At 32.7% G+C, this 22,897-nt stretch carries 20 protein-coding genes; 11 read left to right on the forward strand and 9 right to left on the reverse strand.

What is annotated here, in order from left to right:
- Positions 1 to 96: 96 nt before the first annotated feature.
- The 4 genes from xth to greA all read right to left on the reverse strand — a co-directional run bounded on the left by xth (position 97) and on the right by greA (position 3,863).
- Complete coding sequence (gene xth, locus AAGD19_RS04705; protein ID WP_341747344.1) at positions 97 to 888, reverse strand: exodeoxyribonuclease III; 792 nt, start codon at positions 886 to 888, stop codon at positions 97 to 99.
- A complete protein-coding gene (ubiB, locus tag AAGD19_RS04710; RefSeq protein ID WP_341747345.1) occupies positions 885 to 2,273 on the reverse strand; it encodes a 2-polyprenylphenol 6-hydroxylase in 1,389 nt (462 codons plus the stop codon). The genes xth and ubiB overlap by 4 nt, the downstream gene beginning before the upstream one ends.
- A gap of 101 nt (positions 2,274 to 2,374) precedes the next feature.
- The gene (locus tag AAGD19_RS04715) at positions 2,375 to 3,022 is read right to left on the reverse strand and encodes a dienelactone hydrolase family protein (RefSeq protein ID WP_341747346.1); all 648 of its coding nucleotides are present in this window, start codon (positions 3,020 to 3,022) and stop codon (positions 2,375 to 2,377) included.
- 349 nt (positions 3,023 to 3,371) lie between these two features.
- Positions 3,372 to 3,863, reverse strand: a complete 492-nt coding sequence (gene greA / locus AAGD19_RS04720) for a transcription elongation factor GreA (RefSeq protein WP_341748463.1) — start codon at positions 3,861 to 3,863, stop codon at positions 3,372 to 3,374.
- A gap of 76 nt (positions 3,864 to 3,939) precedes the next feature.
- Here greA and AAGD19_RS04725 point away from each other — a divergent pair, with 76 nt between their 5' ends.
- From AAGD19_RS04725 to rpoD, 3 genes are read left to right on the forward strand one after another with little or no spacing between them, the layout of a single operon-like run.
- Entirely contained in the window at positions 3,940 to 4,560 is a 621-nt protein-coding gene (locus tag AAGD19_RS04725; protein ID WP_341747347.1) for a diacylglycerol/polyprenol kinase family protein, read from the forward strand.
- Positions 4,557 to 6,329 (forward strand): DNA primase, encoded by a 1,773-nt coding sequence (dnaG, locus tag AAGD19_RS04730; RefSeq protein ID WP_341747348.1) that lies wholly within the window; start codon positions 4,557 to 4,559, stop codon positions 6,327 to 6,329. The genes AAGD19_RS04725 and dnaG overlap by 4 nt, the downstream gene beginning before the upstream one ends.
- 17 nt (positions 6,330 to 6,346) lie before the next feature.
- Complete coding sequence (gene rpoD, locus AAGD19_RS04735; protein WP_341747349.1) at positions 6,347 to 8,263, forward strand: RNA polymerase sigma factor RpoD; 1,917 nt, start codon at positions 6,347 to 6,349, stop codon at positions 8,261 to 8,263.
- Between the two features lie 18 nt (positions 8,264 to 8,281).
- Here rpoD and recO read toward each other — a convergent pair whose 3' ends face one another.
- The 4 genes from recO to lepB form a co-directional block, all read right to left on the reverse strand.
- Positions 8,282 to 9,004 (reverse strand): DNA repair protein RecO, encoded by a 723-nt coding sequence (gene recO, locus AAGD19_RS04740; protein WP_341747350.1) that lies wholly within the window; start codon positions 9,002 to 9,004, stop codon positions 8,282 to 8,284.
- Positions 9,005 to 9,006: 2 nt separating this feature from the next.
- On the reverse strand, positions 9,007 to 9,894 hold the full coding sequence (era, locus tag AAGD19_RS04745; RefSeq protein ID WP_341747351.1) for a GTPase Era: 888 nt from the start codon (positions 9,892 to 9,894) through the stop codon (positions 9,007 to 9,009).
- Positions 9,895 to 9,964: 70 nt separating this feature from the next.
- On the reverse strand, positions 9,965 to 10,681 hold the full coding sequence (rnc, locus tag AAGD19_RS04750; protein WP_341747352.1) for a ribonuclease III: 717 nt from the start codon (positions 10,679 to 10,681) through the stop codon (positions 9,965 to 9,967).
- Positions 10,668 to 11,471, reverse strand: a complete 804-nt coding sequence (lepB, locus tag AAGD19_RS04755; RefSeq protein WP_341747353.1) for a signal peptidase I — start codon at positions 11,469 to 11,471, stop codon at positions 10,668 to 10,670. Before lepB ends, rnc begins: the two co-directional genes overlap by 14 nt.
- Before the next feature lie 534 nt (positions 11,472 to 12,005).
- Between lepB and AAGD19_RS04760 the strand changes: the two genes are divergently transcribed.
- The 7 genes from AAGD19_RS04760 (at position 12,006) to AAGD19_RS04790 (ending at position 18,977) form a co-directional block, all read left to right on the forward strand.
- Positions 12,006 to 12,386: a hypothetical protein gene (locus AAGD19_RS04760; RefSeq protein WP_341747354.1), complete on the forward strand. Its 381-nt coding sequence runs from the start codon at positions 12,006 to 12,008 to the stop codon at positions 12,384 to 12,386.
- On the forward strand, positions 12,368 to 12,853 hold the full coding sequence (locus AAGD19_RS04765) for an IS982 family transposase (protein WP_341747355.1): 486 nt from the start codon (positions 12,368 to 12,370) through the stop codon (positions 12,851 to 12,853). The genes AAGD19_RS04760 and AAGD19_RS04765 overlap by 19 nt, the downstream gene beginning before the upstream one ends.
- A gap of 185 nt (positions 12,854 to 13,038) precedes the next feature.
- Positions 13,039 to 14,310 carry an HlyC/CorC family transporter gene (locus AAGD19_RS04770; protein WP_341747356.1) on the forward strand — a complete coding sequence of 424 codons (1,272 nt, stop codon included), beginning with the start codon at positions 13,039 to 13,041 and terminating at the stop codon, positions 14,308 to 14,310.
- Complete coding sequence (locus AAGD19_RS04775; protein WP_410520836.1) at positions 14,303 to 16,240, forward strand: heme lyase CcmF/NrfE family subunit; 1,938 nt, start codon at positions 14,303 to 14,305, stop codon at positions 16,238 to 16,240. The genes AAGD19_RS04770 and AAGD19_RS04775 overlap by 8 nt, the downstream gene beginning before the upstream one ends.
- Complete coding sequence (locus AAGD19_RS04780) at positions 16,237 to 16,764, forward strand: histidine phosphatase family protein (protein WP_341747357.1); 528 nt, start codon at positions 16,237 to 16,239, stop codon at positions 16,762 to 16,764. Before AAGD19_RS04775 ends, AAGD19_RS04780 begins: the two co-directional genes overlap by 4 nt.
- Positions 16,765 to 16,890: 126 nt before the next feature.
- Positions 16,891 to 17,781: a HEPN domain-containing protein gene (locus AAGD19_RS04785; protein WP_341747358.1), complete on the forward strand. Its 891-nt coding sequence runs from the start codon at positions 16,891 to 16,893 to the stop codon at positions 17,779 to 17,781.
- Positions 17,782 to 18,212: 431 nt separating this feature from the next.
- Positions 18,213 to 18,977, forward strand: a complete 765-nt coding sequence (locus AAGD19_RS04790) for an SDR family oxidoreductase (protein WP_341747359.1) — start codon at positions 18,213 to 18,215, stop codon at positions 18,975 to 18,977.
- Positions 18,978 to 19,758: 781 nt separating this feature from the next.
- Here AAGD19_RS04790 and prfB read toward each other — a convergent pair.
- A protein-coding gene (prfB, locus tag AAGD19_RS04795; RefSeq protein WP_341747360.1) for a peptide chain release factor 2 occupies positions 19,759 to 20,869 on the reverse strand; the annotation gives its coding sequence in 2 pieces (ribosomal slippage) (positions 19,759 to 20,799 and positions 20,801 to 20,869; 1,110 coding nt in all).
- 83 nt (positions 20,870 to 20,952) lie between these two features.
- Here prfB and lepA point away from each other — a divergent pair.
- Entirely contained in the window at positions 20,953 to 22,755 is a 1,803-nt protein-coding gene (gene lepA, locus AAGD19_RS04800; protein WP_341747361.1) for a translation elongation factor 4, read from the forward strand.
- The last annotated feature ends 142 nt before the right edge of the window (positions 22,756 to 22,897 follow it).

Here is a 22,897-nt window from a genome sequence, read left to right on the forward strand (position 1 = left end):
AACTGGTATTGCTTGCAATTTTATCCTCTTGGCATTTGTAAATTATACTCAACATAATGTACCATTTTTTTTTCTCATAGCGTAAGTTTTGACCTTTTACTCAACACTCCCCAATGTTAAAAAATAAGGTACATGATCAGAGGGCATAAGCCAATTCCTAGCTTCTGATAAGGAGCTAACAGATAGCATCTTATCTTGTAAGTTAGAACTAGTCCAAATATGATCTAATCTACGTCCCCGATTAGATTTTTGCCAGTCTATATTTCTATAACTCCACCAAGTATAACATTTCTCATTATGCGGTATGAAATAGCGGCTACTATCGATAAAACCTAAGGAATCCTGTAATTCCAACAGAGTTGAACGCTCTATGTCTGTATGGCTAACAACATTACGCAATTGACGGCTAGACCATACATCATGTTCATGAGGAGCAATATTTAGGTCTCCAGTTATGATAATCTTACTATCTTTACTCCGATTATTGGTTAACCATTCTTGTATTAATTTTACGTATGCCAATTTATGTTTAAATTTTTCATTAACATTCACATCAGCTATATCACCACCAGCCGGTACATAAAAATTATGTATCTCAATACCTAAAACTTCTACTGCTACATGCCTTTTATCGCTATTATGCAATTCAAGAATGAATTTATTGGTAAAAGGCAATTTTGATAAAATTGCTACTCCATTATAAGACTTCTCTCCTGAACAATATATATGCTGATAGCCCATATCATTAATAGCTTGGTAAGGAAATAGTTCATTAATTGTTTTAATCTCCTGCAGTGATATAATATCAGGCTGATGTTCATCAATTAGCTTTTTGAGCAAACTAAGTCGCAAGCGTACCGAATTAATATTCCAGGTTACTATTTTCATTTATTAAATCTCTCCAATATTTCCACTACAACATGCTTTAGAATTCTAAGAATTTTTGCCTCTGGGCTAAGATTCTTAGCCGCCCATTTCTTGATCCATGGTTCTATAAGTTGCCATACGTTAATTTTTGGATCAAGCTGCTGCCCTACCCCTTCTACTACTACTATAGTTTTCTGTAACAATAGCAATTGTGGTTGTACCTCCATGCCAAAATCTTCGGTGATTTTAAATAATTGTGCAAGTAACCTACCTATGGAAATATTTTTAACGGCATATCCTATAATCGGTTCGCTTACTGCTCTACACGCCTGAGCAAAAAGATCAAGATCAGTATTCTGAGGAATATAACCAGCCCTAAGATGGACAAGTGCTACTAACTTATAGTTCCTACTTAAAAAACCAAATAGGCTTTCAGCAATTGCCATTCTGTCTTTATCAGATAACCTACCCATAATACCAAAATCTAGTAATACTATGCTACCATCCGACCTAACTAAAATATTGCCGGGGTGTAAATCTGCATGAAAGAAACCATCTCTATATACTTGGTTAAAAAATATTGTAGCAAATCTTTGGGCTATTTTAGTTAGATCTAAGCCCTGCTCTATAAGCTTATCTCGAGCATAAATTGATATTCCATCTACCCATTCTGTGGTTATTATATATTCATGAGTCAGTTGCCAATAAACTTTAGGAATATATATATCAACATCATTTTGCAGATTATCAGATAGTTCTGAAGCTGCTGCTGCTTCTAAACGTAGGTCAAGCTCAAATTTCATAGTAGTATTAAATACATCTATTACCGCTACTGGTCGCAATCTTTTAAATTTTATAAATATTTTTGCTACTAGTTTAGCAAGAATATATAAAAGTTTAATATCTTTATTATATGTATGATGAATTCTCGGACGTAATATTTTTACTGCAACGAATTCACCAGACTTCAACTTAGCTCTGTGTACTTGAGAAATCGAAGCTGCTGCAATTGGTATATCCTCAAAGACAGAGAATAACTCATCGGTACTTTGACCAAAAGACTCATCAATAATCTTTCGTGCTATACTACTGCTAAAAGGTGGCAACTTATCTTGAAGAGACTGCAAATAATGGGCAATCTTAACTCCTATAAGATCCGGTCTTGTGGAAAGAGTTTGACCAAATTTTATATAAACAGGACCTAATTTTTTAAAACAATCGGTTAACCTTATACCAAAATCATCTTTTGGTGTTTTCAATAGACCAATTGGATAAAATACTATGGTTATCATCCAGCCAAGAATTTTTAACCTAGATGGTAATCTTATTGTACCAGGATAAGTCAGTATTTGCTGCTTGCTTACCACTCTTAATATATATAAAAAATTCAATAATAAGCTAATCATATATACTCAAATGATTTGAAGTTTTAAGCTACTTGCCTAAGCAGTAAAACATCTGCTAAACTCCTTGGGATTAAGTACTTAAAAAAACGTCGTATTACAATTTACTGTGCTTTAGTATTTATAAACTTGACGGCAAATTGTAGTCCCCTATCATCAATAGAATGCATAAGATTTGGTATCTTGTAATTACTATGATCAATATTATATTTCTGTAAATATTCTATTATCTCGTCCATGCTACTTACATCAACCACATCATCTAATTCGCCATGTATTACGCAAACTGGCGTAGTTTTATTGATACATTCTAGTGGGGCGATTAATTTACCAGAAAAGCCTACCACACAAGCAAAAGGCTCTTTTTGTACCAAATTTAAATATAGTCCCATCATAGTGCCTTGTGAAAAACCAATTATGATAGTATCTTTATTAGTTAAATTTAGTTCTGCTTGTTTTTTTTGAATTATCTTTGTAACTAAACCACTATTTTTAGCAACTAATTCCCCTATTACATGAGGAGTACGATCATTTAGACTAAACCATTGTCTACCATACGGTGCATTGTCAAATTTTTCAACTCCATGCGGCGAGATAAAATGACAATCTAGCAATTCCTTAGATATAAAGGGAACTAAGCTTATTAAGTCATGCCCATCTGAACCAAGCCCATGTAACAACACAACAAACTTTTTACATTGACCATTCAAACTTTTTACTTCTGGGTAAGATAATATTTCATTTTTAATCATTTTTTAAGCTCTTAAAAAGTTTCCACAGGGGTAATACCCCGTTAACCTAGGCGATGCACACAAAATTAGTAAGATGTATACAACTTTGTAGTCAAACGTCATTGCGAGAAGCCACTTTAGTGGCGACACTGCAATCCAAATTACTTATTATATTTTTTGTGGATTGCTTCGTCGCCACCAAAGTGACTCCTCGCAATGACGTATTTTTTAATAATTCTAAAAAACTTGATTATCGAGTAGAACCGCTTCAAACCTGATTGTTTCTATATACAATACTGAATTCGATGTAACTTGTTATATCGAATTCAGGTTATAACATATAAATAAGCTAGCACTAATAGTTATTATCTTAAATATCTACTAATTCTTGATAGGATACTTCTAAAACCTCATAAGATTTTGAACCTTTAGGAGTGGTTACTTCTACTATATCTCCGACCCCTTTACCGATGAGAGCCTTAGCAATTGGCGATACTATGGATACCCTCTTTTTGGTTATATCTGCTTCATACTCTCCAACAATATGATATATAACTATTTCCTCTGTTTCATCATCGATCAACTTAACTAACGCCCCAAATTTTATGGTATCACCGGAGAGTTTTGAGGTATCAATAATTTTAGCTCTTGCTATTTTATCTTCAAGATCCAAAATGCGACCTTCAATAAAACTTTGTTTTTCCCGTGCTGCATGGTATTCTGCATTCTCAGATAAATCTCCAAAATCTCTAGCTGTTGCTATAGCTTCAATTACTTTTGGTCGTTCTATGTGTTTAAGATGTTTAATTTCTTTTTCTAAACTATCAAACCCTTTATGTGTAATAGGAAAATCTGCCATAATAATATGTCTTGTCTAAGTTAAGTTTTCTAGTATATTTGTTGTGTCAAACTTTGTCAAATAGGTCTTTTAGGTTATTATGCAAACTAAACTCTTTAATTTTGAAATACAACGTAAAACTTTCCACTTATACAGCTTGATTATACCACTTTTTTATTTATTTTCATCTAAATTAGTTGTTACTACACTATTATTTCTACTTATAATATGTGTATTATATATAGATATTACAAGGCATTATAATTTATATGTTAAGAAATTTACAGATAAATTTCTTGGAAAGTTTATGAGACCTGAAGAACAGAGTGGTTTATTCAGACTAAGTGGTAGCAGTTTTATGGTAGTTGGATTTTTCTTAACTGCTCTTTTATTTTCAAAAGGTTTAGCGATTTCATCTTGGCTTATATTGATAATAGCTGATTGTTTTGCTGCACTAGTGGGTACAAAAATAGGTACGCCTCTAAAAAATGGCAAGTCATTGGAAGGTTCCATTGCCTTTCTAATTTCTGCAATTTTTATTAGCATATTAGTGTATTTTTTCATCGGCTATCACACTAGTTTTACTGTTATCATAATTAGTTCTATAGTTGCTACTATTAGTGAATTCTACTCAAAAGAGTTATCAATAAACGATAATTTATTAATACCTCTTAGCTACTGCTTCTCTACAATCATATTCACCTTTATTTTAAGTTTATGAGAATTCCATTAGAATTTTATGAACTTCTTAGAACTCGGATTAATTTATCAGATGTTGTTAGACAAAAAGTAGTCTTAACTAAGAAATCTGGAAATTACTTGGGACTATGTCCTTTCCATGTTGAAAAATCTCCATCATTCACTGTAAATGATGCCAAGAAGTTTTATTATTGCTTTGGCTGTGCTGTTCACGGGGATGTTATAAAGTTTGTTTCCAACTTTAGCGGTTTATCTTATAAGGAAGCAGCTATTAAACTTGCTAATGATTATGGCATTGAATTGCCTAAATTAACAGCAGCACAACAAAAACTCTATGAAGAATCGGATGAACTATTTGATATCTTAGAGATGGCTGAAAGATTTTTTACATCACAATTGTCACAAGAAATATGTAGCTACTTACATGACCGCGGTATTAGTAAAGAAGCAATTAAGGAATTCTCTATCGGTTTTGCTCCTCCAGCTAAAGCACTACAGAAATTTTTTGAAAAAAAATCAATATCTTTGAAAAAACTTCAAAAAGCAGGCTTAGTGGGCAAGCGAGATGATGGTACAATATATGAAATATTTTATAATCGGATAATCTTTCCGATTAAAAATGTTTATAATAAAGTAGTTGGTTTTGGGGGGCGAGTGCTTGGTGATGGATTACCTAAATATTTAAATTCTCCGGAAACCATATTATTTCAAAAAAATGAAACATTATATGGGGAGAATAATGCAATTAGTGTTGCCTATAAAAAAAATCATTCAATCTTAGTTGAAGGGTACTTGGATGTTATTGCCTTGCACCAAGCTGGTTTTAAAGAGGCAATGGCAAGTCTTGGTACTTCGGTTACAGAGAATCACCTACAAAAATTATGGCGTGCTGGAGATGAAATAGTACTCTGTTTAGATGGTGATATAGCAGGAATAAAAGCCACCCATCGGGTAATTAATCTAGTACTACCTCTGATAAATGGCAATAAGAAAATTTCCTTTGTGATGTTACCTAGCGGAAGTGACCCTGATGATATTATAAATAAAGATGGAGCGGAAAGTTTCACACAAATTTTTGATAAAAGAATTAATCTATCTGAAATGATTTGGCGTTCCGAATATGAAGGTAAGACTTTCTCGACTCCAGAAGACAAAGCTATTTTGGAAAGGAATCTTGAAGATTATTGTAAACAAATAAAAGATAAGCTACTTAGCCATAATTACTATAGGTATTTTAAAGATCAAATATGGCAGAATTTAATTAAACATCAAAGTAAAATAACTGTAAAAAATTCAAATGTAACATTGTCAACTCCGGATTATTCAGATATTGAGATGTTAGAACAAGTCTTTTGTATAATGTTAGTAAAGTGTCCAAAGATAATCAAAAAGCAAGAAATAAAGGATTTCTTATTAACGTTAAATTTCCAAAATAAAATGCTTGAAGCTTTTCGTGATTGGTATTTTGCAGAAATTATTAGCAACGATATATTAGATCAGGAAAATATTATTGCTTTGGCAGAAAAAACTGGATTTTATGACACTTTTTCAGTATTGTCAAAATCCAATAATCTATTTCTAGATTTGTCATTTAATCAGGATGATATCGATTCTGACTTACTTTGGCAATGGTTGCATAAAAAACATCACCTAGTACTATTAAAACAAGAATATAGCTCAATTATTCAAAATGGCTCAGACGAAGAGCTAAAAAAAGCTATATTATATCGAGAAGAAATTTTGAAAATCTCCAAAGAGATTTATAATCTAAACGAATCTTTTACTAATTGACCCAAGGTTTATAAATTATGACAGAAGCAAAAGAGAAAATAGATGTAAAAAGTACTGCAGTTGATAACCTAGTTAAAACAGCTAAAGAAAAAGGCACTGCAGTCACTTATTATGATCTAAATAAAGTCATTCCAATGACTAATAATATATCAGTAAAAGATCTAGAAAAGGTAATATCAAAGTTTTCTGAGGCTGGAGTTGATATTATAGAAGGTGATGATGACGAGATCAAACTTGATATTAATGTAGATGATGAATTTAAACTGTCTAATAATGTTGATCGTGAGCCTGAAGACGAAAGTGAAGAAGAAAACTTAGGTACAACCGATGATCCAGTAAGGTTATATTTACGAGATATGGGAGGAGTTGGACTTTTTTCTCGTGAGGTTGAAATAGAAGTAGCCCAAGATATTGAAGAAGGCAAAGAGATAATGGTTAAGTCACTTTGTGAAAATCCAATATCGATGAAATTCTTTATAAAATGGCATGAAGATTTAGTTAATGAAAAAATACTACTCCGAGATTTGATTGATCTAGAAGCTAATATGGTTAACGGGGATGATAGTAGTTCTGAAGAGAATCAAAATAATTATATAGAATCAGATCATGAAGAGCATGAAGAAGCTAGTAATTTATCAATAGCTACTATTGAGTTACAGTTATTACCTAGTGTTGTCAAGCGTATGGAAAGAGTTTCTAGACTTTCTGAAGAGTTGTTAATTGAAGCAAAAAAACATTACACACGTTATCCTCAACCTAAGGGATTGCATGATAACAAAAAATATGCCAAGAATCTACAATTACTAATTATTGAAATTTCTAGTATCCATTTTCACTCTAAAAGGACAGAAAAAATTCTTAATAGAATATATAGTCTAAATAGAGAATTAGTAACTAAAGAAGGGAACTTCCTTAAATTAGCTGAAAAATATGGCATAAGTCGTCAGAACTTCCTAAATGAATATATGGGAGCAGTAATTGATGAAAACTGGAAAAGGCAAATGCAAAAAAACAAGCAATCTAATTGGAAGAATTTCCTTGCTAAAGAATCTGATGCTATTGATCAAATAATTAGTGAATTAAAAACCATGGAAATGACTATTGGTTTGCCAATTATTGAATTTAAAAAGTTAGTGCATACAATACAAAAGGGTGAAAGACAAGTCCTTAGGGCAAAAAAAGCTATGATAGAGGCTAATTTGCGTCTAGTTATCTCAATTGCTAAAAAATATGCAAATCGTGGATTACAGTTTTTAGATTTAATTCAGGAAGGAAATATTGGGTTAATGAAGGCTGTTGATAAATTTGACTATCGTAGGGGATATAAATTTTCCACTTATGCTACTTGGTGGATTAGGCAAGCTATTACTAGAGCTATAGCTGATCAAGCTAGAACCATACGTATTCCCGTGCATATGATTGAAACGATCAATAAAATTATTCGTACCTCTAGGCAAATGCTTAACGAGCTAGGTTATGAACCGACTCCGGCAGAAATTGCTGCTCGCCTTTCTATGCCAGTTGATAAAGTACGAAAAGTAATGAAAATAGCTAAAGAACCAATTAGCTTAGAAAATCCAATAGGCGATGATGATGGTAGTTATCTTGGAGACTTTATTGAAGACAAAAATGCTATATTACCGCTTGACGCAGCAATTCAATCGAACTTACGAGAGGTCACAACTAGAGTTTTAGCAACTCTTACTCCTCGTGAAGAAAGAGTTCTAAGGATGAGATTTGGTATAGGAATGAGTACCGATCATACACTAGAAGAAGTTGGACAACAATTCAACGTTACTAGGGAACGTATTAGGCAAATAGAGTCCAAAGCACTACGCAAATTGAAGCATCCGACTAGATCTAAAAAACTTAGTAGTTTTCGGGGTGGTTCTAGAAAGCAAAACAATTCTTCAGAATCTGCTTTTGGAGGCTGATTTTCTATAGGTTTTATTTTATGTGAATGTTGCAAATCGAATAATATATTCTATGCAATTCTCTCGTACATGTAGTTGTTGTTGGTTGTGAAAGAAATACCGGTTAAAAAAATATGTAGTTAAATTAAAAGCTTGTTTTTTATCATTATTAGTAATTTGGCTATTAGTGGAGGTTAAGAATTGTGGTAAGATTAGAAGCCTGTCTTGATATGGTAATCCCTCTGATAAGCATACAGCTCTTCCAGATTTTGGCGAGACGTAAGATAGATTTTCCCTAGTACCTGTTACTGCACATTTATGCAAATCAAGACCATAACCTGATTCTTGAAGTATGGCTAATTCAAATTTAATATATTCCTCAAAAATAAAATTATTTGCTAGACTACTTAAATATTTTACAAAAATTGGAAAAAATTTATTGTGATTTTCTCTTTCATGAAATGCCATCTTAATAAGGCTAATAATTGAATTAAAAGCGTAAAGCTTAATTTTATTAGTTATTAAAAGACCAGCGTAAGATTTTATTAATTCGCATTTAGCCATTCCTAGATGCTCGTGTAATCTAGCTTGCCAAAAAAAATCAACAATATTACCTTGTTGATTTACAGAACCAAATTTTTTAGATGTTTCTCGTATTACACCGGAATATAAGCCATGATTCTCAGTAAAAACTGTAATAATAGCCGTATTTTCTTTTAGTGGTTTTTTGGCAATTATTATACCTATATCTTTAAAATTCATATTTAAACTTGTTTCAATCTCATATATCTATATGAGTGCGGATCATTTTCCCAAAGCTCACGTACTTTCACAAAAAGGAAAAGGTGAATTTTACAATCAAAAGCTAGCTGCATCTCTATTCTTGCCTTAGATCCTATTTCTTTAATTTTACAACCATTGTTTCCTAAAATAATAGTCTTATAAGAATTCTTTGAAACCACTATGACCTGATGAATTTTAATAGACTTATCATTATTCTCTTGCCACATTTCAGTTTGAACAGTTAAATTATAAGGTAATTCTTGGTGAAGATTCAAGAATAATTGTTCCCTAGTTATCTCAGCAGCTAAAAATCGCATAGGCAAATTAGTAACATCATCCTCTTCATACAACCAAGGCGATTCTTTAGCTTGGCTTTGTATATAATTGAGTAATTTATTGATATTTTTACCGGATAAAACGGACGTCTTCAATATATAATTATCTATGAACTGAGATTTTAGAGTATTTTCTATTTCTTCTAGATATTCAGAAGGGTTATCAATCTTGTTTAACAAAAAGATTAAATTTATTTTAAGAGTTTGCAACTTTTTAAGTATTTGTAACGTAAATTGATCAATAGGTTTCGTACTATCTATTATCAATAAAACTAGGTCTACACCATATAAACTTGACCATGCACACCGTACCATTGCTTTTTCCAGTTGTTTCTTTGGCTCGAATATACCTGGCGTATCTAATATTATCAGCTGCGTATCTTTTATGGTAACTATTCCAGTTATAATGGAGCGAGTCGTTTGAACTTTATTCGTTACTATGGAGATTTTTTGTCCAATAAGTTTGTTTAATAATGATGATTTACCAGCATTTGGTTTGCCGATTATACATAAAGATATTGTCTTCTGAGGCATACAATTCACCAGCTCAAAATAACCTGAATTTGATATATAGAGGGAACATCGAAACCATTAAATCAATGTCTTACGTCGAACTCAGATTAAAATAGTTCATTAATTTACGAGCAGCAACTTTTTCTGCTTCTTTAACTGAATGACCAGTACCAGTTTGTTGGTAGGCTTCCATTTTTACTAATACAGTGAAGATAGATGCGTGTGGTGATCCTTCTCTTTTTATCACTTCATACACGGGTCTTTCAATTCCCTTTCTTTGTGCTAATTCCTGAAGAGTAGTTTTAGGGTCATAATCAGCTAAATCAGTAATAGATATAAACTCATACCACAAATTATATACTATTTTTTGGGTCGTATCAATGTTACTATCAAGATAAATGGCAGCAATTAATGCTTCCATAGTATTCTCAATATTATTAGGATTTTGCCTTCCCCCTAATACTTCCTCGCCATGGGTCATAATAATATAGTCTGACAAATTGATTTTTGCAGCTACTTTGCAAAGTGATTCTTTACAGACTAGATATGCTCTAATTTTTGCTAATTTCCCCTCATCATAAGTAGAGAAATTTTTAAATAAAATTTCAGTAATGATAAAATTAATTATTGCATCACCAAGTAATTCTAAACGTTCATAGTTTTTTTGAATTCCATGCTTTAGTACATGTTGCTTAAGAGAAGGATGACTTAACGCTTCGAGTAAAAGAGCTTTATTATTAAAATTATATCCTATATCTTGTTCAAGCTTTTCCGGAGCAGAAAGAGCTGATTCTTTACTTGTTATCATTTTGTATTTTATCTGTATAAAGGGACGTAAATATTCTGTTAAATCTAATAGATGCCAGCCAAGTACCAACACGGAGTATTTGATTAATTATCCCAATATCACTTTGCCATAATTCTTCTTTTGTAGAAAAAATAATAAATTGTCCTTTGGCAATAAAGTTTTTAAACGGTACAAATCCTAGATCTATCCTACTATCATTCGATTCATCTCTGTTATCTCCAAGAAAGAAATACTTACCTTCAGGTACATAAAAGATTTCCGTATTACCATATTTGTTTACTAATGAATGATTATTTTGTTTTAATTTATAAGAAAAATAACTTACACTATTAGGTAATATTTCCTTATATTTTATATAATTTTTCCCTTCTTCACTTGTATATGTACCAATTTCAGTGCGTTCTATGGCTTTATCATTTATATACACTACATCATTGATTAATTGTACTTTATCTCCAGGTAGCCCAATTAGTCTTTTTATAAATCGAATATCCATATTATTTGGTGGGCGAAAAACTATTATATCTCCTCTTTGTGGCTGTGACGCCCATATTCTCCCATTAAAAATATTGGGACTAAAAGGAAAAGAATAATTACTATATCCATAAGAATATTTTGTTGAAAAAATATAATCATTCTCTAGCACTGTTGCTTTCATTGAACCTGTTGGCACAAAAAAAAGTTCCATGACAAAAAATCTTATCATCAGTGCCAAAAATATTGTAAAGATAAAAGACGTATATTCTTTAATTTGTGTTTTTTTGTTGGTAACCGCAGTTGTTGTTTGCATAATTATTATTTAATAACGAACTAAATTCAGCCTACAATACCTTATTACTATGTTTAAATCCAGCAATTTTTGAATCGCCCCTAGTTCATGTATGGATCTACCCTATAATGCAAGAAAAAAAAATAACGTCAATAGCAAAAAAGCAAATGCAGCCATGTATCCGGCTTATAGCAAAGTGAATTTTATTAATATTTTCAATAATACAGATAAAATTTACTCTACAACCCTGATGGAATTCGCTGGCTTACAAACTATACTTATCGACTTGTCGCCTTCAAAGAGCCATTGGATAAATCAGTTTTTTTGTAAGCTAAGGTTGTCTTATTTACCATCATTATCATTTTCTTTCGCATATTCTAGGTTGGAATTTCTTAATATTCTGTTTACCTCTACAATGTTATTTCATTACATCAGTTGGTTAGTTAACCTGAGTTCGATATAAGTGTAGAAGGATTATATAAAGATATAAGGGTTGCGGTGTAGTGGGAAGTGAATTAAAGTTACTAATTTTAACTGACAATTAAAGAGGTAACTATGTTGGCTTCCCTAGAGGAAATATTCTGTTCAATTGATGATTTTTGTAAGTATTTTGATAAAAATAATCAAAATTATTTTTTAGCAAATTCAGGCAAGAAAAGAAATAAGCCCTGTAGCATGAGTTTATCCGAGATAATGACTATTATAATATTGTTTCATATTAGTCATTATCGAACCTTTAAATACTATTATATTGACTGCGTACAAAGAGTTCTAAAAGCTTATTTTCCAAAGGTAGTGAGTTATAATAGATTTGTTGAATTAATGGAAAGTAGCTTGATGCCCCTTACTATTTTTTTACATGGCATTACCGATAAAGAAACAGGAATATATTTTGCAGATTCAACAACACTAGATGTTTGTCATATAATCATATAAAAGGAGAAAAAAGGCACAAGGTCTTTAAGGGCATAGCAACAAAAGGCAAAAACTCAATGGGATGGTTTTTTTGCTTAAAACTTTACTTGATAATTAATAATGAAGGTGAGTTAATGGCTTGTAAAATGACATCTGCAAATGTTGATAATCGTTTTCCTGTAGCAAAGTTAATGAAAAAATTGCAAGGTTGGCTATTTGTTGATAAGGGGTATTTAGGACGACCTATTATTAAGCAGCTTAAAAAGCAAGTCGTAGATATATTTACCAAAGTAAGAAAGAACATAAAAGCACGTATAATGACAGAGATTCAAGAGTTCTTTTTAGGTAAAAGGGGTATCGTAGAGACCGTAATAGATCAGTTAAAAAATTGCTGCCAAATTGAGCATTCAAGGCATCGAAGTCCAACTAATGCATTTGTCAATATAATCTCAGGGCTTATTGATTCAAGCCACGCAAACCAGCAATAAAGCCTAATAAATTAAAAGCCCCCAAATTGTTCCTTACGTCGAACTGGCGTAAGTTAGTAGATTTAGGTTATTTACAGTTACGACTTTTAAATTACCATGAGGCAAGAGCATACTAAAAAAGTATTAGGGGAATTGCACAGTTGCCAATATAATTAGATTTACGCTAATAATTTACACAAGGATCAATGACTATTTTTTTGACAATCATTATTGTTCTAATGATAGGATGTGCCGCACTGCTCTCAGCTACTGAAACGGCCATCACCGCGTCTTCTCCGGGGAAAATACAAAAGTTTAAGGCAAAAGCTATTAAACGTAACACTGTATTACAAGTTCTCAAGAATAAAGAAAAAGTAATTGGCACATTATTGATTGGTAATACTCTGCTTAATACTGTTTGCACTACCATTGCTACCAGTATATTTATCGATTGCCTAGGTGATAGCGGCACTGTCGTAGCTTCAGCAGTGATGGCTTTCGTGATAATTGTTTTCGGCGAGATAATACCTAAAGCTATTGCTGTAGCAAAAGCAGAACAGTTAGCATTATTCACTTCTCCAGCAATTATATTTTTCCTAAAGCTTTTGAAACCAATTAATTCTATTTTTGAAGTTATAGTTAAGCTGTTCTGTTTTATTTTCCGTATTAATCTACAACAAAATATCTCGGGAGCAGAAGAAGTCAGAGGAGTTATTGAACATTATCATCAAGAAGGTAATGTTTATAAATCTGACCGTGACATGTTAGGGGGTATATTAGATATTAGGAAAATGACAGTATCTGAAATTATGATACATAGAAGTAACATAGTAGCCATTAATGTAGATTTGCCTAAAGAGGAGATAGTGAGGCGAGCATTATTATCTAGCCCCCATACAAGAATACCATTATGGAAGGATACTCAGGACAACATAATTGGCGTACTTCACATGGGAGATCTACTCCGGACTCTTTATGAAAAGAATAACGATGCAAAAAAAATTAATATCAAAGAATTAGTAAATCAGCCTTGGTTTATACCTGATAATGCTTTGGTAACTCATCAACTTCATGCTTTTAGAGAAAGAAAGAGCCATTTTGCCTGTGTTGTTGACGAATATGGTGATCTACAAGGTATTATTACTCTAGAAGATATTCTAGAAGAGATTGTTGGTCCTATTATCGATGAGCATGATTATCCTATTAACACAATTGTAAAAAAATCTGATGTGGAGTTTATTATTGATGGATCTGTAACCATAAGAGATGTAAATAGAGAATTAAATTGGAGTCTACCTGATGATGACGCAAATACCATAGCTGGCTTAATTATCCATAAACTTGAGCGTATTCCCAATCAAGGAGAATCTATCAAGATATTTAATTTAAGTATCACTATTAACAAAAAAATAGGTAACAGACTTGATAGCATAAAAGTCATTATTCTACCAAATAAAGAATCTGAAAGTGATAAGTAGTCTTGGCAATTATTTACAAATATCTGCAATTTTATTCAGCATACTAACAGTTGTTAGTTCTTTATATTTATATCGTTCTGCTACTTTTTTTTTCTACCTTAGTTTCCTGTCAACATTATTATCTTTCTTGCTATTAGTATATGGATTTATCATATCAGATTTTTCTGTGCAGAATGTCTTTCTGAATTCTAGTACATTAAAACCTCTTGGATTTAAAATTGCTGCTAGCTGGGCGAGTCATGAGGGATCTATCCTATTATGGCTATGTTTATTGCAAACTATAGGTGTTATTTATATTGCACTATTCAATAGCCGTCCAATTCAAGTCTATCACATAATTGTACTAGCACTAATACAAATCTTGTTCGGTAGTTTCATTTATTTTACCTCTAACCCATTTGATAGCCTATCCTTCCGTCCCGCCCAGGGGCTCGGCTTAAACCCCATGCTGCAAGATATTGCACTAATAATACATCCACCTATATTATATTTAGGTTACGTCTGTTACGTCGTACCTTTCACATCTGCTTGCGTAATCCTGCTTACGTCTAGTTTAGACTTTGTTAATCTCAGAGCAATTAAAATATTTACCAATCTAGGAATGCTATTTTCAACCTTAGGAATAGCTTTAGGATCATGGTGGGCTTATAGAGAACTTGGCTGGGGTGGTTTTTGGTTTTTTGATCCAGTAGAAAATATTTCCCTGCTACCATGGCTGTCGGCTATCGTTCTACATCACTCAATCTTGGTAACGATAAAATCTGGGCAAATGAAAAATTGGACGATAACCTTATCAATCATCACTTTTTTATTGGTAGTATTTAGTACGTTTTTGGTACGCTCAGGGCTAATCATCTCAATCCATTCTTTTGCCTCATCACCTGAGCGAGCAATTTACATGTTGGTAATATTTGCTATTATTGCTATATCAAGTTTAGTTTTACTATTAGTAAAAGGACAAAATATCACTCAACCCGATCCAGCAGGATTAGACAAGCATAAATTTAAGTACAAACTTATTATTTGGGGTAGTATATTTTTCTTAACAGCCCTAGTAATATTACTATGTGCCACCATTTACCCAGTAGTTTATTCTTTATTATATCAAGAATCTATTACCATTAGTGAAATATTCTTTATTAATAATTTCACAATCTTTATTATTCCAACAGTTCTACTAGCTGGCATTGCTCAAACAAATCATATAGCTAACCCGACTAACTCACAGACGTCATTGCGAGGAGAGATAATGTCGACGAAGCAATCCAGAAAAGTAATTAGAAATGGATTGCTTCGTAGGCTTATGCATCCTCGCAATGACGTCTGTTTACTATTTATTTCTTTTGCAATAACTGTTATTAGCTCATACCAAATTCAGTATGGTTTTATTTCAGCATGTGCCGTGACATTTTCTCTTTTTCTAATAATACAAAATTGTTATTATGTATTAGCAAAAAGCAATTTTTTTAGAACCAAACTAAAAGCCAATATTGCTATGATCTTAGGGCATTTAGGCTTTGGCTTACTTGTTTTAACTATTACTGTTAATTCATTATTACAAAGTGAAGTAGATTTTATAGGAAAAGTTGGAGACAAGGTAACAGCCGGTGGGTTTGAAGTTACCTTAAAAGATATGAGAGTATCCTCAGCCCAAAATTATTATCGGCAAATTGCTGAATTTTGGATTGAGGATCAACAAAATAATATCACCATCTTAAAGCCTGAGAATAGATTATATATAATAGAAAAACAACTATCCCAAGAAAGTAATATATATTCTTATTTAACTTATGATCTTTACGCAGTATTAAGTAAAATTGACGATGATGTAATTCACGCAAAAATATATTACAAACCGATGATGAGTTTTATTTGGCTATCTATTGTGCTTACAGCTGGAGGATTCTTAATTGGATTATTGAAAAAATGACAGTTTTCTTCTTAATAAGGCATGGTGAAACCGATTGGGCATTAAACGAAAAGTATAAACTAAAAGGGGCAAGTAGAGATTTACCTTGTTTGACAGAAAATGGCACAAGAGAAGCTAACGAAGTATCTAAAGACCATAGATTAAAAAAAGCAGAAATAATTTTATCTTCTCCTTATACTAGAGCACTTCAAACTGCTGCAATTATATCAAAAAATATTAATCTAGATATTATTGTTGAATTTGATTTAAGAGAATGGCAACCGGATTTAAATCTTATGATAAAAAATCAATACGAATTAAAAAGTACAATTGAGGATTATGAAAAAAATAAGGGGGTATATCCAGCTGGTATTAGTAAAAGATGGGAATCAAAAGAGTTATTAAGTAATAGAGCAAATAATGTATTAAGAAGGTATTTAGATTATAAATACGTAATAGTTGTAACTCATAAACAAGTAATAAAAACTTGGATAAACACTATCAAAATAGATCATTGCTTTATTAATGAGTTAAATATGGTTTAAGTTAATAAAAGAAGTGTTGCTAACTTTCATAGCAACTTTGAGAAAATAAATCAATTTACAGTTAAATTATTGTTGACTATTTGCTATATTTAGTATATGATTGATTTGGAATAAAAAAGCAGTTTTATGAAAACTACCTTACCTAGTCGTTCACTAGTGATTAAAGAAAAGCTAGATAATATTGTTAAAGAAATCCTATATGTAGGCAAATCAAAAATAGCAATGATTATCTTATTTGGCTCCTATGCTAGAGGAGATTGGGTAGAAGATATAGAGAAGGTAGGAGATATTAGTTATTATAAGTATCAAAGTGATTTTGATCTTTTGTTGATTTTAAAGAACGGAGAATATGCTGGCTATCCAGCTATAAACCTACAATATAAGATAGAGAACAGACTAGGTAAAAAATTCTCATTAGATGAAAAACCACCAATTACTCTGATACTTGAACCTATTAAACTGGTAAATAGGCAACTGGAAAAAGGTCAGTATTTCTTTAGTGATATCAAGAAAGAGGGAATTCTTTTATATGATAGTGGTGAATTTATACTATCTGAAGCTAAGGAACTATCATGGCAGGAACGTAGACCAATAGCTGAGAAAGATTTTAAATATTGGTTTAGGAAAGGTATAGAATGCATAATTGACGTCCATAATATCTTACAAAGAAATAATTTTAATAAGTGTGCTTTTGAACTCCATCAAGCTACCGAGAGCTTTTATAATGCTATCCTGTTAGTTTTTACTGGTTACAAGGCCAAGTCACATGATATACTAGGACTTGGCGATAGGGCTAGAAGTCATCATTACGATCTCTATAAGATATTTCCACATGAGACTCCTGAGCAAGAAGAGTGCTTTACGTTACTGAGAAATGCTTATGTTGATGCAAGATATGATCAAGATTATACAATTAGTAAAGAACAATTACTTTACCTTATTAACCGCGTAGAGGAATTAAAGATAGTGACTGAAAAGATATGTCTAGAAAGGATTAATAAAGAAGAATTAATGTGATTATTTTTCCTGAGGTATTTTTTCAATAAAAACTTTATCAAATTAGGAATATATCATAGTACCCTACATTTTTTTATAATCGTCATCGCGAGGCATCTTTAGATGCCGTGGCGATCTAGGTAAACAGCGAAGCTGTTTTTTTCTAGTACGCTTCGTGTATCCTAGATTGCCGCGTCGCCGCTTTCAGCGACTCCTCGCAATGACGCTCGGAAAGACTCTTAACAACAGTGGCATAAAAAATTTAGGGTACTATGGGAATATATACTCAAATGATCCTACGAATTGGATTTGAAAATGAATGGTGAGCAAGCGTTATAGTATGTGAACATGCGAATCCATGATATTTTCAAAAAACAATTCTTCAAAGCAGAAGAATATACTCTCATTTGCTAAATAAATAGAATGTAAGCATAGTAATTGAGGTTAAAATAATGGAACTTTTTAATTTAACAGGCAAGACAGCTTTAATTACAGGAGCTAGTAGTGGTCTTGGAGAACAATTCGCACGCCTTCTTTCTAGCCAAGGGGTACGAGTCATATTAGCTAGTAGAAGACTAGATAAACTGCAAACTTTATCCTCTGAGCTTAACAATGCTGTTGCCTTGGAAATGGATGTAGCAGATAAAACCTCCGTTCAAAGAGGCTTTGATAGACTGGAGCAACAAAGAGAACTCATAAATATTTGTATTAATAATGCCGGAATTGCAAAACTCACACCAATCTTTGAGTTAGATGAACTGGATGACTTTGAGTCTGTCATAAAAACTAATGTAATGGGAGTTTGGTACGTTAGCAAAATGGTTGCCAATCATATGAAAAACCATGACATCCACGGAACTATTATCAATATTGCTAGTGTCAATGGAGCAAATCGTTTACGTGAAAATATCGCTGGCTACTGTGCCTCTAAAGCATCTGTGATTCAAATGACAAAGGCATTAGTAGGAGAGCTGGCAACTGCACATATTCGAATTAATTGTATTATACCTGGCGTATTTCATACACCGCTTACAGATTACAAATTAAGTACAGAGAAACAACGTAAAGAATTAGAGGAACTTATACCACTACATTTTGTAGCAGAACCTACTGACCTTGATGGTGCAATTTTATACCTTGCCTCAAACAAAGCATCTAGGTATGTCACAGGTTCATGTATTACTGTTGATGGTGGTGTTTCGTGGGGAGGCAAATAACTCCACTTACGTCAATTAACCTGAATTCGATGTAACAAGTTACATCGAATTCAGTATTATATATAGAAACAATCAGGTTTGAAGCGGCTGCCCACCTGATTGTTAAAATATAATACTCCATTCAATATGTGATTTTAATAATTAAAATCACATATTGAATAATAAAAAAAGTTAAAATGCATCCGCGTCAGCTGCTTCAAGAGTACATTTTTCCTTATAACAAAGCAAGTATCGATATAAGAATAATTATTCTTAATTGACTAAGCAGAATTTTAAGAATCTACGATTACTCAATGAAAATCAAGAATTGCTAGGAATTACCAAGTCGAGGTGCTAGGCGTACATTTAGTCATATCTTTACCCACATCTTTTAAAAGCGGCATACTTATTAGGCTTTAAAAATACATCTTTGATATTAAAACCTGATATGTATAACCTATTTAAAAAGATGTGGGTAAAGATATGACATTTAGTACGTGACTACCTACGATCTCTGAAAACGACAACACAATTCTTGATTTTCATCGAGTATATAGCTGCTCGACTTTGCTACTGCCTAGCCTGAATATTGCATGATGACAGCAATTTTCTGTCGTGTAGACCTTATACTAAAAGGCATGCAGGTCGATTATCTAAAAATACACTTTGTAAATTTATATTTTTTATAAAATTACTGTACTTCCTGATATTATCAATACTTTGTGGGTATTATGATAATTGATTGTACAATATTCAGGCTAGCTCTTCTTGAAGTTCTACCTGAGTATATAAATAGTTTAGTCTAATGACTAATATTACCAACACTCATTGATAGGCTGGCTGAAACGAATTTCTCTAAATCTCCGTCAAGTATCCCCTTAGTATCAGAAGTTTCATGGTTGGTACGTAAATCCTTAACCATCTGATAAGGCTGTAATACATAAGATCTTATTTGATGTCCCCAACCATTTTCAGTCTTGGATGCATTTTGTTCATTAATATCATCGGTACGTTTTTTTAACTCCGACTCATAAAGCCTTGCTTTAAGCATTTTCATAGCTTGTGCTTTATTTTTATGCTGCGATCTATCATTTTGGCACTGGGTTACGATATTAGTCGGTAAGTGGGTAATCCTTACTGCAGAATCGGTAGTGTTTACATGTTGCCCCCCAGCCCCGGAAGACCTATAAGTATCAATTCTAAGATCTTTTTCATCTATTGTAATGGAAATATCATCGTCAATTTCTGGATATACCCAACTGCTAGCAAAACTAGTCATCCTTTTACCTGCGGCATTAAAAGGTGATATCCTAACTAGCCTATGCACACCAGATTCTGTTCTAAACCAACCATATGCTTGGTAGCCATTAATTTTGATAGTACATGATTTTATTCCAGCTTCTTCGCCATTAATAAGATGAATAATTTCGCTTTTAAAACCCAGCCTTTCTGCGAAGCGTAAATACATACGCATCATAATTGATGCCCAGTCGTGGCTTTCTGTTCCTCCAGCTCCGGCGTTGATTTCTAGAAAGCAATTATTACTGTCAAATTCTCCAGAAAATAAACATTCAGTCTCAAATTTTCCGGCAATAATAGATAGTTTCCCTAAATCTTCTTGAACTTGCTGCAAAACTTGTTGATCATTTTCAGTAAATGCCAAATCCTCAAGTTCTAAACATTCCGTAAAATTAGACTGAAGTTGTTTAAACGAGTTAAGCTTGATATCTAGAAGTCTTTTTTCTTTTAGAATACTCGAGACCTTCTCTTGATTATTCCACAGATCCGGATCTTCTGATATATTTTCTAGCTCTAAAAGCCTTTTGCTTGCGTTATCGAAATCAAAGCGACCTCCTGAGCAGCTCTAAAGACTGTTCGATTTTTTTTACATAATGTTCAATTTCAGCACGCATTATTAATTTTCCTACTATAAAATGGAATTTTATTATATAAAGATAAAACTTCTTTCTAATTTTAACATTATACCAAATATACCATGAATAATCAAAACTTTATCAGAAATTTTTCAATCATTGCTCATATTGATCATGGTAAGTCTACTCTAGCAGATAGATTAATTGAATATTGTGGGGGGTTGGCAGCTCGGGAAATGAGTCATCAGGTACTTGACTCAATGGACATAGAAAAAGAACGTGGTATCACTATCAAAGCACAGACTGTTAGATTAACTTACAAAGCAAGAAATGGTAATACCTACTATCTAAACCTAATGGATACTCCTGGTCATGTGGATTTCTCTTATGAGGTGAGTAGATCGTTAGCTGCTTGTGAAGGTTCTTTGTTAGTAGTGGATAGTAGCCAGGGTGTTGAGGCACAAACTCTAGCAAATGTTTATCAAGCGATCGATAATAATCATGAAATTATTCCAGTCCTAAATAAAATTGATCTACCAGCTGCTGATCCTGATAAAGTTAAGCAACAGATAGAGGACGTAATTGGCATAGATGCAAGCGATGCATTATTGATTTCTGCAAAAAGTGGTATAGGAATAGAGGAGGTACTGGAAGCAATTGTTAATAGGCTGCCATGTCCAAAAACTAATCAAACAGATATTCTAAAGGCATTATTGGTTGATAGCTGGTACGATTCTTACCTAGGGGTAGTAATTTTAGTTAGAGTTATCGATGGAGTTTTACGCAAGAATATGCGTATTAAAATGATGGCTACCAATTCTACTTATAATGTTGACAATGTTGGATATTTTACTCCTAGAAAACATATATCAGATATTTTATACCCAGGAGAAATAGGCTTCTTTACTGCTTCAATAAAACAAGTTGCTGATTGTAAAGTTGGGGACACAATAACTGACGAGAAAAGACCTTGTCAGGAATCTCTGCCTGGTTTTAAGCCGCATTTACCGGTAGTGTTTTGTGGTTTATATCCTTCAGATGCTTCGCAATTTGAGCATTTAAAAGATTCTTTAGCTAAATTAAAACTTAACGATGCTAGCTTTGAATTTGAAGCAGAGAGTTCAACAGCCTTAGGTTTTGGCTTTCGCTGTGGGTTTTTAGGGTTACTACATCTTGAAATAGTACAAGAAAGATTGGAACGCGAATTTGACCTTGATATGATCACCACCGCTCCTAGTGTGATTTATAAGATTAATATGCGTGATGGAAATCAATTAGAAATACATAATCCAGCTGATTTGCCACCTGTGCAAAATATCGATTCAATGTTAGAGCCTTGGGTTAAGGCAACAATATTAGTACCAGATGAGTTTTTAGGTAATGTGTTATCTTTATGTACCGATAAAAGAGGGGTGCAGATTGAATTAACTTATGTAGCCGGTAGAGCTATGGTAATTTACCGATTACCGTTAAATGAGATAGTATTTGATTTTTATGATAAGTTAAAAAGTTATACAAAAGGCTATGCTAGCTTTGATTGGGAAATAGATGTTTATCAGGAAAGCGATTTGGTAAAATTATCTATTTTAGTTAATAGCGAGCCAGTTGATGCTTTATCTACTATAGTACATCGTTCAAGGTCAGAATATCGAGGTCGAGAATTGTGTAAACGCCTCAGTGATCTAATCCCAAGGCAATTATTTCAAATTGCTATTCAAGCTGCTATTGGTAGTAGAATAATTGCTAGAGAAACTGTCAAAGCAATGCGTAAAGATGTCTTATCTAAATGCTACGGCGGTGATATAACTCGTAAGCGTAAATTACTGGAAAAACAAAAAGCTGGCAAAAAACGTATGCGTAATATTGGTAATGTTGAGATACCTCAATCTGCTTTTATAGCTGCTCTTAAAATAGGAGATGAGTGATATCACGCGACTTATCTTCGAGATGGATAGGATCAAAATTGTGCCATAAAACGAGGTTAGTATGCGGTGTATGGGATAGAAAATTAAATTTTCTTTACTGACTACATTTTATCATTTTGCAGATTTTGTCATTTGGGGCATT

It is taken from the genome of Candidatus Tisiphia endosymbiont of Dascillus cervinus (assembly GCF_964026405.1).
Taxonomy (GTDB): domain Bacteria; phylum Pseudomonadota; class Alphaproteobacteria; order Rickettsiales; family Rickettsiaceae; genus Tisiphia.